14 protein-coding genes are annotated in these 14,759 nt (G+C 71.1%); 10 read left to right on the top strand and 4 right to left on the bottom strand.

Features of this window, described 5'->3' with window-relative positions; genetic code table 11:
• Nucleotides 1-41 precede the first annotated feature (41 nt).
• From ACX12L_RS12005 to ACX12L_RS12015, 3 genes are read left to right on the top strand one after another with little or no spacing between them, the layout of a single operon-like run.
• Nucleotides 42-1,043, top strand: coding sequence for a TlyA family RNA methyltransferase (locus tag ACX12L_RS12005; RefSeq protein ID WP_459262790.1), 1,002 nt, complete (start codon nucleotides 42-44; stop codon nucleotides 1,041-1,043).
• Complete coding sequence (gene metF, locus ACX12L_RS12010) at nucleotides 1,040-1,867, top strand: methylenetetrahydrofolate reductase [NAD(P)H] (RefSeq protein ID WP_459262791.1); 828 nt, start codon at nucleotides 1,040-1,042, stop codon at nucleotides 1,865-1,867. Before ACX12L_RS12005 ends, metF begins: the two co-directional genes overlap by 4 nt.
• Nucleotides 1,868-1,905: 38 nt before the next feature.
• Nucleotides 1,906-2,664 carry a septal ring lytic transglycosylase RlpA family protein gene (locus ACX12L_RS12015; RefSeq protein WP_459262792.1) on the top strand — a complete coding sequence of 253 codons (759 nt, stop codon included), beginning with the start codon at nucleotides 1,906-1,908 and terminating at the stop codon, nucleotides 2,662-2,664.
• Here the strand turns inward: ACX12L_RS12015 and ACX12L_RS12020 are convergent, their stop codons facing one another.
• Entirely contained in the window at nucleotides 2,665-3,558 is an 894-nt protein-coding gene (locus ACX12L_RS12020; protein ID WP_459262793.1) for a 23S rRNA (adenine(2030)-N(6))-methyltransferase RlmJ, read from the bottom strand. It lies immediately after the preceding gene.
• Between the two features lie 198 nt (nucleotides 3,559-3,756).
• On the opposite strand from ACX12L_RS12020, the gene ACX12L_RS12025 reads away from it, so the two are divergent.
• The 4 genes from ACX12L_RS12025 to erpA all read left to right on the top strand — a co-directional run bounded on the left by ACX12L_RS12025 (nucleotide 3,757) and on the right by erpA (nucleotide 7,100).
• Nucleotides 3,757-5,577, top strand: a complete 1,821-nt coding sequence (locus ACX12L_RS12025; protein WP_459262794.1) for a serine/threonine protein kinase — start codon at nucleotides 3,757-3,759, stop codon at nucleotides 5,575-5,577.
• Between the two features lie 151 nt (nucleotides 5,578-5,728).
• Nucleotides 5,729-6,157, top strand: coding sequence for a 50S ribosomal protein L13 (rplM, locus tag ACX12L_RS12030; protein ID WP_041700593.1), 429 nt, complete (start codon nucleotides 5,729-5,731; stop codon nucleotides 6,155-6,157).
• Between the two features lie 9 nt (nucleotides 6,158-6,166).
• On the top strand, nucleotides 6,167-6,559 hold the full coding sequence (gene rpsI, locus ACX12L_RS12035) for a 30S ribosomal protein S9 (protein WP_459262795.1): 393 nt from the start codon (nucleotides 6,167-6,169) through the stop codon (nucleotides 6,557-6,559).
• Nucleotides 6,560-6,725: 166 nt separating this feature from the next.
• Nucleotides 6,726-7,100, top strand: coding sequence for an iron-sulfur cluster insertion protein ErpA (erpA, locus tag ACX12L_RS12040; protein WP_459262796.1), 375 nt, complete (start codon nucleotides 6,726-6,728; stop codon nucleotides 7,098-7,100).
• A 64-nt stretch (nucleotides 7,101-7,164) separates the two neighbouring features.
• Here the strand turns inward: erpA and ACX12L_RS12045 are convergent, their stop codons facing one another.
• Together ACX12L_RS12045 and ACX12L_RS12050 are read right to left on the bottom strand one after the other, a co-directional pair.
• Nucleotides 7,165-8,286, bottom strand: coding sequence for an anhydro-N-acetylmuramic acid kinase (locus ACX12L_RS12045; RefSeq protein ID WP_459262797.1), 1,122 nt, complete (start codon nucleotides 8,284-8,286; stop codon nucleotides 7,165-7,167).
• Nucleotides 8,287-8,301: 15 nt separating this feature from the next.
• Nucleotides 8,302-9,669: a peptidoglycan DD-metalloendopeptidase family protein gene (locus tag ACX12L_RS12050; RefSeq protein ID WP_459262805.1), complete on the bottom strand. Its 1,368-nt coding sequence runs from the start codon at nucleotides 9,667-9,669 to the stop codon at nucleotides 8,302-8,304.
• Nucleotides 9,670-9,858: 189 nt separating this feature from the next.
• On the opposite strand from ACX12L_RS12050, the gene tyrS reads away from it, so the two are divergent.
• The gene (tyrS, locus tag ACX12L_RS12055; protein WP_459262798.1) at nucleotides 9,859-11,091 is read left to right on the top strand and encodes a tyrosine--tRNA ligase; all 1,233 of its coding nucleotides are present in this window, start codon (nucleotides 9,859-9,861) and stop codon (nucleotides 11,089-11,091) included.
• Nucleotides 11,092-11,152: 61 nt separating this feature from the next.
• On the opposite strand, the gene ACX12L_RS12060 is transcribed toward tyrS, so the two are convergent.
• Nucleotides 11,153-12,118: a LysR substrate-binding domain-containing protein gene (locus ACX12L_RS12060; RefSeq protein ID WP_459262799.1), complete on the bottom strand. Its 966-nt coding sequence runs from the start codon at nucleotides 12,116-12,118 to the stop codon at nucleotides 11,153-11,155.
• Between the two features lie 51 nt (nucleotides 12,119-12,169).
• On the opposite strand from ACX12L_RS12060, the gene glmU reads away from it, so the two are divergent.
• Together glmU and ACX12L_RS12070 are read left to right on the top strand one after the other, a co-directional pair.
• Nucleotides 12,170-13,594: a bifunctional UDP-N-acetylglucosamine diphosphorylase/glucosamine-1-phosphate N-acetyltransferase GlmU gene (glmU, locus tag ACX12L_RS12065; RefSeq protein WP_459262800.1), complete on the top strand. Its 1,425-nt coding sequence runs from the start codon at nucleotides 12,170-12,172 to the stop codon at nucleotides 13,592-13,594.
• A gap of 15 nt (nucleotides 13,595-13,609) precedes the next feature.
• Nucleotides 13,610-14,380, top strand: coding sequence for a sensor histidine kinase (locus ACX12L_RS12070; protein ID WP_459262801.1), 771 nt, complete (start codon nucleotides 13,610-13,612; stop codon nucleotides 14,378-14,380).
• Nucleotides 14,381-14,759 lie beyond the last annotated feature (379 nt).

A 14,759-nucleotide genomic window follows, 5' to 3' on the forward strand; every position in this document is an offset into this window, starting at 1 on the left:
AAAGCGCTGGAGCCCGATTTGACTCATAAAGGACAGGCGCCATGCGCGCAGACGTATTCCTCGTGGAAGGCGGCCACGCCGCCACCCGCTCGCAGGCCCAGCGCCTGATCGCCGCCGGCGTGCAGTGGCGCCTGGCGCCGACGCTGCCCTGGAACAGGGTCGCCAAGAACGGCGACGACATCCCCGCGGGCGCCGAGCTGCAGCTGCTCGACGCGGCAGAGGCCAAGTACCTCTCGCGCGGCGGGCTCAAGCTCGAAGGCGCGCTGGCCGCCACGGGCATCCAGGTCGCGGGCCTGCGCTGCCTGGACGTGGGCCAGAGCACGGGCGGCTTCACCGACTGCCTGCTGCAGCGCGGCGCGGCGCAGGTCGTGGGCGTGGACGTGGGCCAGGGCCAGCTGCACGAGCGCCTGCGCACCGACCCGCGCGTGATCGGCGTGGAGGGGCTGAACGCGCGCCACATGACGCCCGAGGCTCTGGCCGAGGCCTGCGAGGAAGCCTTGTGCGAACGCGTCGAGGCCGAGCCCGAGGACAACGACACCCAGCCCGAGGCGCCTTACGCCTGGATGCGCAACGGCGGCCTGGTCGACGACGCATACGACGACAGCGAGGACGCCAAGGAGCACGAGATCGAGGCCTTCAAGGCCGAGCGCTCCGCCAGGGCGCGGGAGCGCGCCGAGGGCCGGCTCGCCACCCTGCGCCGGCGCCTGCCAGGGCGCGAGGACGTGATCATCCCGGGCGCGTTCGGCCTGGTCACCGGCGACCTGTCCTTCATCTCGCTGACCCTGGTGCTGCCGGCCCTGGTGTCGCTGCTGGCGCCGGGCGGCGACCTGCTCATGCTGGTCAAGCCCCAGTTCGAGCTGCAGCCCGGCCAGGTGGGCAAGGGCGGCATCGTGCGCGACGCCGGCCTCTACGCCGAGGTCGAGCGGCGCATCCGCGCCTGCTGCGCGGATCTGGGCCTGCAGGTCGTCGGCTGGCACGGCAGCGCCATCCAGGGCGGCGACGGCAACCGCGAGTTTTTCATCCATGCAAGGAGGGCGGCATGAGCCTGCCGGTGAGTTTCGAGTTTTTCCCGCCCAAGACGCCCGAGGGCGCCGACAAGCTGCGCGCCGTGCGCCGGCAGCTTTACGCGCGCGCGCCGCAGTTCTGCTCCGTCACCTACGGCGCGGGCGGCTCCACGCAGGAAGGCACCTTCGCCACCGTGCGCGCCATCATCGAAGAGGGCGTGGATGCGGCCTCGCACTTCTCCTGCATCGGCGCCACCAAGGCCGGCGTGCGCCAGCAGCTCGCCGAACTCAAGGCCATGGGCGTCAAGCGCCTGGTGGCGCTGCGCGGCGACCTGCCCAGCGGCTACGGGCTGGGCGGCGAATTCCAGTACGCGAGCGACCTCGTCGCCTTCATCCGCCAGGAAACCGGGCGCGACTTCCACATCGAGGTGGCCGCCTACCCCGAGATGCACCCGCAGGCGCGCAGCCCCGAGGCCGACCTGCAGGCCTTCGCCACCAAGGTGCGCGCCGGGGCCGACTCGGCCATCACCCAGTACTTCTTCAACGCCGACGCCTACAGCCGCTTCGTCGACGACGCCCGCCGCCTGGGCGTGGAGATCCCCATCGTGCCGGGCATCATGCCCATCACCGGCTCCTCGCAGCTGATGCGCTTCTCCGACGCCTGCGGCGCCGAGATCCCGCGTTGGATCCGCCTGCGCCTGCAGGGCTTCGGCGACGACATGGCCTCCATCCGCGCCTTCGGCCTGGACGTGGTCGGCCGGCTGTGCGAGCAGCTCGTGCGCGCGGGCGCGCCGGGCCTGCACTTCTACACCATGAACCAGAGCGCGGCGACGCTGGCGATCTGCCAGCGCCTCGGGTGGTAGGGCGGCGCTGCCAGAACAGGGCGGCCACGGTGCCCGGCATGCCGTTCGTCCGGCCCCTCTTCCTGCACGGCCTGCCCTGGCGCCTGCTGCAGGCCGCCTGCGGTGCGGCCGTGCTGGCGGCCTGGCTGGCTGGCTGCGCCGCGCCACAGCCTGCGACCGAATCCGTCCCGCCAGCCGCCGACCTGCCAGTGCCTGCCGCTGCGGCAGCGGCGCCCCCTGCCTGGCCAGCACCCCAGGCGCTGGTGCTGGCAGCGCAGGAAGGCGGGGCCGAGCCGGCGCTGCGCATGAAGCCCGAGCGCCGCCCCGGCGAAGGCTCTGGCGAGCCGGCGCTGCGTGCGCCCGCGCCCGAGGCGCCGGTGCTGCTCGCCAGCGGCCAGGCCTCCTGGTATGCCGACAGCCTGCACGGGCGGCGCACGGCCAACGGCGAGCGCTACGACCGCGAGGAATTCACGGCCGCGCACCGCAGCCTGCCCTTCGGCGCGCGCTTGTGCGTGCGCAGCCTGGTCAACGGCCGCACGGTCATCGTGCGCGTCAACGACCGCGGGCCGTTCACGCCCGGGCGCATCATCGACCTGAGCCGCGCCGCGGCCGAGGAGCTCGGCATGGTGGGCCTGGGCATCAAGCCGGTGGAGCTGTGGCAGCTGGGGGCCGACGACGAGGCCTGCCCCGAAAGCCTGGAGCCGGCCGCTCAGGGCTCGGGCCTGGGGCTGGACGCCGAGGCCGCCGCCAAGGCGCTGCAGCAGCCCGCGCCCAAGGCGCCAAGCGTGCGCAAGCCGCGGCGTGGCAAACGCCGCTGACTACGGCGCGCCGCCCTCCAGCGTCCAGGCCGCGTGCCGGTCCTGGGCCAGCAGCTCGGCCATCTGCGGCAGGGCCGCGCGCAGCGCGGCATCGAGCGTGAAGGGCGGGTTGATCAGGAACATGCCGCTGGCGGGCAGCCCGGGCCGGCGGCCCGGCGCGGTGCCGGCCGGCGCCATCTTGCTGGACTTCACCGTCAGCGTGGCGTGCAGCCAGGGCTTGCCGGCCTTCTGGGCCAGGGTCTTGAGCCGGCGCGGCAGCTCATGCGCCTCGGGCCGCGGGATGATGGGATACCAGACGGCGTACACGCCCGTGGCGAAGCGCCTGAGCGCATCCTGCAGCATGTCCTGCACGCGCGCGTAGTCGCTCTTTATTTCATAGCTGGGGTCGCACAGCACGAGCGCCCTGCGGCTCGGCGGGGGCAGGAACTGCTTGGCGCCCTCGAAGCCGTCCTGCGCCAGCACGGCCACCTGGCGGCCGGCATCGAGCTGGGCCACGTTGCCCGCCAGGGCGCGCGCATCCGTGGGATGCAGCTCGAACAGCTTGAGCCTGTCCTGGTCGCGCAGCAGGTGCTGGGCGATGAAGGGCGAGCCGGGGTAGACGCGCGTGGCCTCGCCCTGGTTGAAGGCGCGCACCATGTCCACGTAGTCCTGCAGCGCCGGCGCCAGCGCGGCGGGCGCGGCAGGCGGGACCAGGCGCAGGATGCCGTCCGCGGACTCGGCGCTGGTGCTCGCGTAGTCCCCGTCCAGCCGGTACAGGCCCGCGCCGGCGTGTGTATCCAGCACGGTGAGAGCCGCGTCTTTCTGTAGAAGATGTTGCAAAGTGGCAATGAGCACCGTGTGCTTGAGCACATCGGCGTGATTGCCCGCATGGAAGGCGTGGCGATAGCTGAACATGCGCCCAATGGTAGCGAGCCGCATGCGCTCGCCGTCATGGCCGGGTGATGTTTTTGGCCGACAGATGCGCTTTGTTGCCGACCGCGGCGGCGGCCTGCGCCATCATGGCGGCCCTTGCCTGTCTGCCGGCGCATCGACCATGGGCGTGCGCGGGCCGCGCCGCCCACCTTGCCAGCCATCACGCCCATCCCCGCCCCCATGTCCGCCGCTTCCCGCCCCAGCCACGCCGATGCCTTGCCGCCGGGCACCCGGCTCGGCGAGTTCGAGGTGCAGGCCCTGCTGGGCGTGGGCGGCTTCGGCATGGTCTACCAGGCGTTCGACCATTCGCTGCAGCGCTGCGTGGCCATCAAGGAATACATGCCCGCGTCGCTGGCCGGGCGCGCGGATGGGCATTCGCTGTGGGTGCGCTCCTCGTCGAACGAGCAGTCGTTCCAGGCGGGCCTGGCCTCGTTCGTGGACGAGGCGCGCCTGCTCGCGCGCTTCGACCATCCCAGCCTGGTCAAGGTGTTCCGCTTCTGGGAGGCCAATCACACGGCCTACATGGTCATGCCCCTGTACCGCGGCATGACGCTCAAGCAGGCGCGCGCCCACATGCGCACGCCGCCGCCCGAGGCCTGGCTGCGCACGCTGCTGTGGTCGGTCACGAGCGCGCTGCGCGTGCTGCACGACGGGCAGACGCTGCACCGCGACATATCGCCGGACAACATCTTCCTGCAGGACCAGGGGCCGCCGGTGCTGCTGGACCTGGGGGCGGCGCGCCACGCGATCGGCGGCAGCGGCCATAGGCATGCGGCCGTGCTCAAGGTCCATTACGCCCCGCTGGAGCAGTACGCCGATGCGGCGGCCGAACTGCGGCAGGGCCCATGGAGCGACCTGTACGCGCTGGGCGCCGTGGTCCATGGCTGCCTGTGCAACGACACGCCGTTGCCCGCCACGCTGCGCGCCGTGCGCGACCGCATGGTGCCGTTCCCGCGCGTGGTGCGCACGGTGCGCAGGCAGTTCGGCGTCGAATACTCGCGCCCCTTCGTCGACGCCATCGCCCAGTGCCTGGCGCTGCAGCCGCAGGAGCGGCCGCAGTCCGTCGCCGACTTCGTGCGGGCCATGGGCATGGCGGAGGCGCCCGCGGGGCTGGAGTCCTTCGACTTCCGGGCCGCGCTGGGCGGCATCTGGGTCGAGCCGCAGAGCAAGGACGCCCAGGGCGTGGCCGTGCCCATGATCGACGCCCTGACGCTGTCGCAGCCGCAGTCCGCGCCGCTGCCGGCGCCCGCCGTGCAACGGGCGGGCGAGGCTTCCCCTGCATCGTCGGATGCCGGCGACGCGCGCGCGTTCGCCGACACGCAGGTCGCGCCGCCGCCATCGCGCGAACGCCTGCCGCGGCGCCGGCACCGCGCGCGCGCCCAGGGGCGCGGCCATGGGCCTGCGGCGGGGCAGCCGGACAAGGGGCGCGCGTCCTCGGGCGCCGCGGCGCAGGCGCCGATGATGTGGGCCATGGCCGGATCCGTGGCCGCCATGGCCGTTGCGGGCAGCCTGTGGTGGGGGCAGCGCGAGCACCCGCCGCACCGCACCCCGGAGAGCGAGATCATCACCGAACTGGCGGAGCCGGCGCCGCGCCCGCCCCCGCCGGGGTTGATGCGCGCGGCGCACGAGGTCGCCGCCAGCGCTGTGTTCCACCCCGCGGACATGCAGCCAGCGGACACGTGGCCCGCGCCGGACGCCGAGGTTGCCAGGCCCATGCCCGCGCGCCGCGGGGGCGGGCTCCCCGCCCCGCCGCCAGGGCCCGTGGCCGTGCTGGCCTTGCCCGAGCCCGTGGCCCTGCCGCCCGCACCGGCGCCGCGCGCGGCGGTGCCGGCACAGCTGCCGGGGCCGGACGAGGCATGCGCGTCCGCGGGTTTCTTCGCGCGGCCCATGTGCATCCACCAGGAATGCCAGAAGCCCGGCATGGCGCGCCACTCCGTCTGCGTGGAAAACCGCCTCCGGCAGGAGGCGCAGGAACTGCAGCGCCAGCTTTACGCGCAATAGGACCGCTTGTGCCGCGCGATTTCGTATAATGGCGAGCTTCGCAGCGATTTTGGTCCCGCGGCGGAGCATGCAACCCACCTAAGAGGCTCCCTCCAGAGGAGCACCGACCGTGGAAAAGGACCGCCAAACCCCCTCTTGCAAAGAGAAACTCATGACTACTTTCAGCGCAAAGCCCGCTGAGGTCGTGCACGAGTGGTTTGTGATTGACGCCACCGACAAGGTGCTCGGACGTGTCGCCAGCGAAGTGGCACTCCGTCTGCGCGGCAAGCACAAAGCCATTTACACGCCTCACGTCGACACCGGTGACTTCATCGTCGTCGTCAACGCATCCAAGCTCAAGGTCACCGGCACCAAGTCGCTCGACAAGGTGTACTACCGTCACTCGGGCTACCCCGGCGGCATCACGGCCACCAACTTCCGCGACCTGCAGGCCAAGCACCCCGGCCGCGCCCTGGAAAAGGCCGTCAAGGGCATGCTGCCCAAGGGCCCCCTGGGCTACGCCATGATCAAGAAGCTGAAGGTCTACGGCGGCGCGGAGCATCCGCACAGCGCCCAGCAGCCCAAGCCCCTGGCAATCTAAGGAGCCGAGATGATTGGTGAATGGAACAATGGCACCGGCCGTCGCAAGTCCAGCGTCGCCCGCGTGTTTCTGAAGAAGGGCTCCGGCAAGATCACGGTGAATGGCAAAGACATTCAGCAGTACTTCGGCCGCGAGACCTCGATCATGATTACCAAGCAGCCGCTGGTGCTGACCGGTAACGTCGAAGCCTTCGACATCCAGATCAACGTGCACGGCGGCGGCGAATCCGGCCAGGCCGGCGCTGCCCGCCACGGCATCACGCGCGCCCTGATCGACTACGACGCAACGCTCAAGCCCCAGCTCAGCGCCGCCGGCTTCGTGACCCGCGACGCCCGCGAGGTCGAGCGCAAGAAGGTCGGCCTGCACTCCGCACGCCGCGCCAAGCAGTTCTCCAAGCGCTGATCCGCGCAGGTTCTGCCCATTCGCAAGGCCACCCTCGGGTGGCCTTGTGCTTTCCTGGGGGCAACCCCAAAGGCCCCATGGACTCTGGCGGCAAAGCTGCGGCCCGCCCCAGCTTTCCGGCAGTTTGCAGTAGCATCCACCCAGTTTTTGAACATTGGAGCAATCCATGAGCGCCGTTGCCACCCCTGCCGACACCGAAATGCCCGCCCCCATTCTCTTCACCGACAGCGCGGCGGCCAAGGTGGCCGAGCTGATCGCCGAGGAGGGCAACCCCGACCTCAAGCTGCGCGTGTTCGTGCAGGGTGGCGGCTGCTCGGGCTTCCAGTACGGCTTCACCTTCGACGAGATCACCAACGAGGACGACACCACCATGACGAAGAACGGCGTGTCGCTGCTCATCGACGCCATGAGCTACCAGTACCTCGTGGGCGCCGAGATCGACTACAAGGAAGACCTGCAGGGCGCGCAGTTCGTCATCAAGAACCCCAATGCCGAGACCACCTGCGGCTGCGGTTCGAGCTTCTCGGTCCAGGGCCAGTGACTGCCTCCCTCCTTCCATGAAAAAACCGCCTTCGGGCGGTTTTTTCATGGAAGGCACACTGGAGTCAGGCGGGGTAGATGGCGCCGAGGATGCGCGCGCCGCGCGCGCCGGTCACGCCGGGCAGGCTGGCGGCCTCCCCTGCCATGCACTGGCGCGCCAGCCAGGCGAAGGCCGCAGCCTCCACCTGCAGCGGCGGCAGGCCATGGCGCCCCGAGTCCTCGACGCCGACACCCGGCAGCAGCGCCTGCAGGCGCTCCATCAGGTACTGGTTCAGCGCGCCGCCGCCGCAGACGATGAGCAGCCCGCACTCGGGCGCGTGGCGCAGCAGCTCCCGGGCGCAGCTCAAGGCGGTGAATTCGGCCAGCGTGGTCTGCACGTCCTGCGGCCGCGCGCCGCTGCCTGCGGCGCCCAGCTGCCGCGCCAGCCACTCGGGGTTGAACAGGTCGCGCCCCGTGCTCTTGGGCGGGGGTGCGGCCAGGAAGGGTTCGGCCAGCATGGCCTGGAGCAGCGCGTCCAGGGGCCGGCCGCCGCGGGCCCAGGCGCCTGCCGCGTCGTAGGGCCGGCCTGTGTGGCGCTCGCACCAATGGTCCATGAGGGCGTTGGCGGGGCCGCAGTCGAAGCCGAGCACGCCGCCGCCGGCGCGCAGGATGCTCAGGTTGGAGATGCCGCCCAGGTTCAACACGGCCACCGTGCGCCCCGCCTGGCCGAACACGCCCTGGTGGAAGGCGGGCACCAGCGGCGCTCCCTGGCCGCCGGCGGCGACGTCGCGGCTGCGGAAGTCCGCCACCACGGCGATGCCCGTGCATTCGGCCAGCAGGGCCGGGTTGTTGAGCTGCAGCGTGTAGCCCGTGCCGTCGAAGGCCTGGGGCCGGTGGCGCACCGTCTGGCCGTGGGCGCCTATGGCGTGCACCGCCTCGGGGGGCAGCCCGGCCTGCGCGAGCAGGCCGTGCACGAGCCCGGCATAGCCGCGCGCCAGGGCATTGGCGGCCAGTGCGGCGCGGTGCAGCTCGTCGTTGCCGCTGGTATTGAGGGCGAGGAGTTCTGCTCTTAAATCAGGAGCTAATGGGGCAGATCCATGGAGCGCTACCCGGCATTTTCCCTCTGAAAACTCGGCCAGAACCCCATCGATGCCGTCGAGCGAGGTGCCCGACATCAGCCCGATGTACCACCGCGCCTGGCTGTCCACTGGTGGGCGGCGCCTTTATTCGGCGCTGGCCTGCATGATCTGCGCGGCCGAGGACAGCTGCACGCGCATGTTCGCCGCCAGGCGGTTGAACGCCGGGCGTGCGGCGGCTGGCACGGGCTGGGCGGACTCGCTTTCGCGGGCGATGGTCATGGGGTCGCGGTGCTCGCCGTTGACGCGGAACTCGAAATGCAGGTGCGGGCCCGTGGCCCAGCCCGTCGCGCCCACGGCGCCGATCTTCTGCCCCTGGTCCACGGCCTGGCCCTTCTTCACGTCGATGCGGCTCAGGTGGGCGTAGACGGTGACGTGCTGGTTGCGGTGCTTGACGTAGACCACGTTGCCGTAGCCGTTCTGCACGCCGGCGAAGTCCACCACGCCGTCGCCCACGGTGCGCACGGCCGTGCCCGTGGGGGCGGCGAAATCGGTGCCCAGGTGGGCGCGCCAGGTCTTCTGGATGGGATGCAGGCGCATGGCGAAGCCGCTGGAGACGCGCGAGAACTCGACCGGAGAGGTCAGGTAGGCGCGGCGCATGCTCTGCCCGTCCAGCGTGTAGTACGAGCCCTTGCCCGCGCCGGGGGGCTGGAACCAGATGGCGCTGTAGGTCTTGCCGCCGTTCTGGAATTCGGCGCTCAGCACGCGGCCGCTGCGCAGCGGCTCGCCGTCGGCCTCCAGGGTCTCGTAGACCACCGAGAAGCGGTCCTCCTTGCGCAGCGCGCGGCGGAAGTCGATGTCGCCCGAGAACACCTCGGCCAGCTGTATGGCCACGGCGTCCGGGATGCTGGCCGCGTCGGTGGCGGCGAAGAGCGAGCTGCGGATGATGCCGCCAGCGAGCCGGCTGCCCACGGTGAGCGGCGCCGTCTCGGTGCGCGAGGCGAAGCTGCCGTCGTCGCCCCTGCGCTCGACCACGAGGCGCTGGAACTGGCTGCCTTCGTCCGGCGCCCAGCGCGCCGTCAGGCGCACGAGGCGGTGGTCGTCGGTGGTTTCGGCCGAGACCGACCGGCCCGCGCGGCCCAGCAGCTGCTGGCGCACCAGGCCGTCGCTGCGCAGGAACGCCGCGGCCGCCGGATCGGCGACGCCCAGGCGCTGCAGGATGCTTTCGGCCGTGTCGGAACTGCGCGTGGCGTCGGAGCGGTACAGCGCGAAGGGGGGCATGTCCACCAGCGAGGACAACTGCTCGTCGCCGGCCAGCGACGGCACGGTCTGGGACACGGTGGTCACGGGCAGGTCGGCCGGGTCCGGCGCGAACGAGGCCACGGCAAAGGCGCCGCCGCCGCCGGTGAGCAGCAGGGTCGCCACGGCGGCGGTGATGCGCTTCGGATGTTTTTGAACGGATTGCTTGAGCCGGTCGAGCAATAACAGGCAGGCGGTGGTCAGGCCGTTGTTCAAGAGTGTTACCCCAGGCATGGGTGTTTCCAGGCCCGGGCCGGGGAGGGCGCGAGGGCGGGAAGCACCGGGAATGTCGTTGTGCTGCGGAGGGTGGTCGGCGCCTGGCAGGGGCGGGCCACTAGAATCCGCTGCTTGAAAGTGCCCGAGAGTATAGTCCCTGGGGCTTCGGTGACACCCCAAAAAACCCTTATGAATCAATCTGCTGTTACAACATTCCCGGTCACCGATGAGGTAGGGCGGGCGCTCGAAGTGTCCCTGCGCGGCGTCGATGAGCTGCTGCCCAGGCAGGAGTGGGCGCAGAAGCTGGCGCGCTCGCAGGCCACGGGCCAGCCGCTGCGCATCAAGCTGGGGCTGGACCCGACGGCGCCGGACATCCACCTGGGCCACACGGTGGTGCTCAACAAGATGCGCCAGCTGCAGGACCTGGGGCACCAGGTGATCTTCCTGATAGGCGACTTCACCACGCTGATCGGCGACCCCTCGGGGCGCAACAGCACGCGCCCGCCGCTCACGGCCGAGCAGATCAAGGCCAACGCCGAGACCTACTACACCCAGGCCGCCAAGGTGCTCGACCCGGCGCGCACCGAGATCCGCTACAACAGCGAGTGGAGCGACGCCCTGGGCGCGCGCGGCATGATCGAGCTGTCGGCCAAGTACACGGTGGCGCGCATGATGGAGCGCAACGACTTCCACCAGCGCTTCACCGACGGCAGCTCGATCAGCCTGCACGAGTTCCTGTATCCGCTCCTGCAGGGCTACGACTCGGTGGCGCTCAGGTCCGACCTGGAGCTGGGTGGCACGGACCAGAAGTTCAACCTGCTCATGGGCCGCCACCTGCAGCAGGAATATGGCCAGGAGCCGCAGTGCGTGCTCACCATGCCGCTGCTGGTGGGGCTCGACGGCGTGGACAAGATGTCCAAGTCCAAGAACAACTACATCGGCATCACCGAGGACGCCAACACCATGTTCGCCAAGGTGCTGAGCATCTCGGACGCGCTGATGTGGGACTGGTACACCCTGCTGTCGTTCAAGAGCCTGGCCGAGATCGCCGCGCTGAAGAAGGAGGTGGAGGCCGGGCGCAACCCCAAGGACGCCAAGGTGATGCTGGCCAAGGAGATCACCGCGCGCTTTCACAGCGCGGCCGCGGCCGACGCGGCGGAGCAGGACTTCAACAACCGCAGCAAGGGCGGCATTCCCGACGACATTCCCGAGGTGAGCCTGTCCGGCGCGCCGCTGGGCATCGGCGCCCTGCTCAAGCAGGCCGGCCTCGCGCCATCGACGAGCGAGGCCAACCGCCTGATCGACGGCGGCGGCGTGCGCGTGGACGGCGGCGTGGTGAGCGACAAGGGCCTCAGGCTCGACGCGGGCACCTACGTGGTGCAGGTGGGCAAGCGCAAGTTCGCGTGCGTGGCGCTGGGCTGATTTATAGAAAATCGGCCTCTAGCGCTTGCCAGTCAAGCGTTGGAAGCTATCAAAACCGTAGTCAATCCGGCTCGCCCACGGCGGCTCGCGTAGCTTCGGCCTGCAGCAGAAGCCAGGCGCGGAAGGCCTGCACCTCGGGCCGCTCGCCGCTGCGCGGGCCCATCACCAGCCAGTAGGCCAGCGGCGCGTCGAGCCGGTGGCCGGGCAGCACTTCCACCAGATCGCCCGCAGCCAGGCTTTGCGCGACGAGCGGCATGCGCGCGAGCGCCAGCCCCTGGCCTGCCAGCGCCGCCTGCGCGATCTGCTGCGCGTAGTTGAGGTACAGCCAGCGCTGCGGCTGCAGGCCGCCCAGGCCGTTGGCCTCGAACCAGCGGCCCCAGGTGATCCAGTCGAAATAGGGCTGGCGGTGCGCGTCGCCCGCCTCGATGAGCGCGAAGCGCGCCACGTCGGCCGGCTGGCGCACGGGCGGCATGCTTTTGAGCAGCCAGGGGCTCGCGACCACGGCGAGCTGTTCGCCGAAGAGCCGTTCGGCCCCCGGCGCGGCGCCGCCGGGCGTGGCCCAGCGCAGAGCCAGATCGACGTCGGCGGTGTCCAGATCGACCACGCTGTCGCTGGTGTCGATGCGGATGTCGATGTCGGGGTGCGCGCGCTGGAATTCCTCCATGCGCGGGATCAGCCACATCGAGGCGAAGCTCGCCCAGGTGGCGATGGCGACGCTGCGCCGCCCGGCCATCTGCCGCACCTGGCGCACGGCGGCGTCCAGCCGGTCGAGCGCGGGCGCCACGGCGCGGTGCAGCTGCACGCCCGCGCCGGTCAGTTCCACCGCGCGCGTGTGGCGCAGGAACAGGGGCACGCCCACCTCGTCCTCCAGCGCCTGGATCTGGCGGCTCACGGCGGATTGCGTGAGGGCCAGTTCGTCGGCGGCGGCGCGGAAGTTCAGGTGCCGCGCGACGGCCAGGAACGCGCGCCAGTGCCCCACGGCGACGGGGCGGGTGCGCAGGTGAGAGGGGGAGGGCATGGCGGACATGCTAGCCGGATAATCCACGCTTTCGCCGCAAGCGCATCCATCTCCATCCCAATGACGCAACTCGACATCATCATCATGGCCGCGGGCAAGGGCACGCGCATGAAAAGCCGCATTCCCAAGGTCTTGCAGCGCCTGGCCGGGCGGCCCCTGCTGCACCACGTGCTGGACCAGGCGGCCAGCCTGCAGGCGCGCCGCGTGGTGGTGGTGACGGGCCATGGCGCTACGGAAGTGGAAGCTGCTTGCGCAGGCGGGGCAGGCCTTGGGGCCGGTTTTGACCTGCAATGCGTGCGCCAGGAACCGCAGCTGGGCACGGGCCATGCCGTGCAGCAGGCCGTGCCGCGGCTGGCGGGTGACGGCACGGTGATCGTGCTCTCGGGCGACGTGCCGCTCACGCAGGCCGCCACGCTGCGCGCGCTGGTCGAGGCGTCGAGCGGCGAGCGCCTGGCGCTGCTCACCGTCGGCCTGCCCGACCCGGCGGGCTACGGGCGCATCGTGCGCGGCGCCGACGGCACGGTGCTGCGCATCGTCGAGCACAAGGACGCGAGCGAGGCCGAGCGCGCCATCGGCGAGATCTACAGCGGCATCATGGCCGTGCCCGCGCGCCTGCTCGCCGCCTGGCTGGCGCGCCTGACCAACGACAACGCCCAGGGCGAGTACTACCTCACCGACATCGTCGCCATGGCCGTGGCCGACGGTGTGCCCGTGGTGGCGCACCGCATCACCGATGCGCTGCAGGTGGCCGGCGTGAACAGCCCGGCGCAGCTGGCCGAGCTCGAACGCGCGCACCAGCAGCGCCAGGCGCAGGCATTGATGGAACAGGGCGTGCGCCTGGCCGACCCGGCGCGCTTCGACCTGCGCGACGACGCGCGCGGCGGCAGGGCCCAGCTGGTCTGCGGGCAGGACGTGGAGATCGACGTGGGCTGCATCTTCACCGGCCGCGTGGAGATCGGCGAGGGCGCGCGCATCGGCGCCTACTGCCACATCGGCAACGCCGCCATCGGCGCGGGCGCGGTGATCCACCCCTTCACCCACATCGACGGCGAGAAGGCCGGCGCCCGCGTGGGCGAGGGCGCCCTGGTCGGCCCCTTCGCGCGCCTGCGCCCGGGCGCGCAGCTCGGGCGCGAGGTGCATGTGGGCAACTTCGTCGAGATCAAGAACTCCCGGCTGGCCGACGGCGCCAAGGCCAACCACCTGGCCTACCTGGGCGACGCCACGGTGGGCGAGCGCGTGAACTACGGCGCGGGCAGCATCACCGCCAACTACGACGGCGCCAACAAGCACCGCACCGTGATCGAGGCCGACGTGCACGTGGGCAGCAACTGCGTGCTGGTGGCGCCCGTCACCATCGGCGCGGGCGGCACCGTGGGCGGCGGCTCCACCATCACCAAGGACACGCCGCCGGGCGCCCTGAGCGTGGCGCGCGGCAAGCAAGTCAGCATCGCGGGCTGGAAGCGCCCGGCCAAGCAGGCCAAGTGACCAGGGAGGGACGTAATGCACGGTGACATGCCCACGGCCGACGCGCAGGGCCGACTGCAGGACGAACTGGCCGCCGCGCACCGGCAGATCGCCGACATGGCCGCCGCGCACGAAGCCTTCCTGCGCGCCGTCTCGCACGACCTGCGCGCTCCGCTGCGCCACGTCACCTCCTACGGCGCCCTGGTGCGCGAACTGCTGCAGGAACTGCCGGACCGCCCCTCCCAGGTGGCCGAGGCGCTGGACTTCCTGGGCACCATGGAAGCCTCCGCGCGCCGCATGGCCCTGATGATCGACGGCCTGCAGGCCATCGCCCGCGCCGGCCGCGCGCCGCTGCGCCTGCAGGCGGTGGACTTGAACGCCGCCGTACGGCAGGCACGCACCGCGCTGGGCGCCGCCGGAGAGGGCGCGCAGTGGGACATCGCCACCGCCATGCCCCCCGTGCAGGCCGACGCCGAGCAACTGGCCCAGCTGCTCGGCCAACTGCTCTCCAATGCCCTCAAGTTCACGCGCGGCGTGGCGCAGCCGCGCATCCAGGTGCACGCCGGGCCGCTGCAGGGCGGCCGCGTGCAGATCACCGTGCAGGACAACGGCGCGGGTTTCGACGACGAGCGCGCCCAGCAACTGTTCGGCGTGTTCCAGCGCATGCACCGCGAGGCCGACTTCGAAGGCGTGGGCGCAGGGCTGGCGCTGTGCCGGGCGATCGCCAGCCGCCACGGCGCCACCATCGGCGCCACGGCCCGGCCCGGCGCGGGCTGCAGCATCCGGCTCGATTGGCCGGGCGCCTGAAAGCGCGGTGCCGGCCGGCTGTTTCTTTCTCAGGGGAAGAGCGGACGGTTAACGCCTGCGCCGCGGTTGAAGGAGCGGCCCCGCCGGCCGGGAAAGAGCTTGATGGATGCTCTTTATTTAATAGCTAATTCCACTTGACTGCAAAGGGGTGGATGCTGTTTTGGCATGAATTTGTCATGCCAAAGCATGCGCGCCTTATTTGCGCCCCTCGCGCAACTGCTCCATCTGATGCTGTGCGATGGGGTGCCCCAGCGCGGCAGCCTTTGCGAGCCACATGATGGCGATGTTTGCATTTTTGTGTATAATATTGTGGGGGGGGGGGGGGGGGGGGGGGGGGGGGGGGGGGGGGGGGGGGGGGGGGGGGGGGGGGGGGGGGGGG

The organism is Alicycliphilus sp. T452 (genome assembly GCF_054512775.1).

Bases quoted from the DNA above. Each gene is read 5' to 3' on its own strand.
- ACX12L_RS12025 (WP_459262794.1), top strand. From the start codon at position 3,757: ATGTCCGCCGCTTCCCGCCCCAGCCACGCCGATGCCTTGCCGCCGGGC.
- rplM (WP_041700593.1), top strand. From the start codon at position 5,729: ATGACTACTTTCAGCGCAAAGCCCGCTGAGGTCGTGCACGAGTGGTTT.
- ACX12L_RS12060 (WP_459262799.1), bottom strand. From the start codon at position 12,118: ATGTCCGCCATGCCCTCCCCCTCTCACCTGCGCACCCGCCCCGTCGCC.
- tyrS (WP_459262798.1), top strand. From the start codon at position 9,859: ATGAATCAATCTGCTGTTACAACATTCCCGGTCACCGATGAGGTAGGG.
- ACX12L_RS12070 (WP_459262801.1), top strand. From the start codon at position 13,610: ATGCACGGTGACATGCCCACGGCCGACGCGCAGGGCCGACTGCAGGAC.
- ACX12L_RS12015 (WP_459262792.1), top strand. From the start codon at position 1,906: ATGCCGTTCGTCCGGCCCCTCTTCCTGCACGGCCTGCCCTGGCGCCTG.
- glmU (WP_459262800.1), top strand. From the start codon at position 12,170: ATGACGCAACTCGACATCATCATCATGGCCGCGGGCAAGGGCACGCGC.
- ACX12L_RS12005 (WP_459262790.1), top strand. From the start codon at position 42: ATGCGCGCAGACGTATTCCTCGTGGAAGGCGGCCACGCCGCCACCCGC.
- erpA (WP_459262796.1), top strand. From the start codon at position 6,726: ATGAGCGCCGTTGCCACCCCTGCCGACACCGAAATGCCCGCCCCCATT.
- metF (WP_459262791.1), top strand. From the start codon at position 1,040: ATGAGCCTGCCGGTGAGTTTCGAGTTTTTCCCGCCCAAGACGCCCGAG.
- ACX12L_RS12020 (WP_459262793.1), bottom strand. From the start codon at position 3,558: ATGTTCAGCTATCGCCACGCCTTCCATGCGGGCAATCACGCCGATGTG.
- rpsI (WP_459262795.1), top strand. From the start codon at position 6,167: ATGATTGGTGAATGGAACAATGGCACCGGCCGTCGCAAGTCCAGCGTC.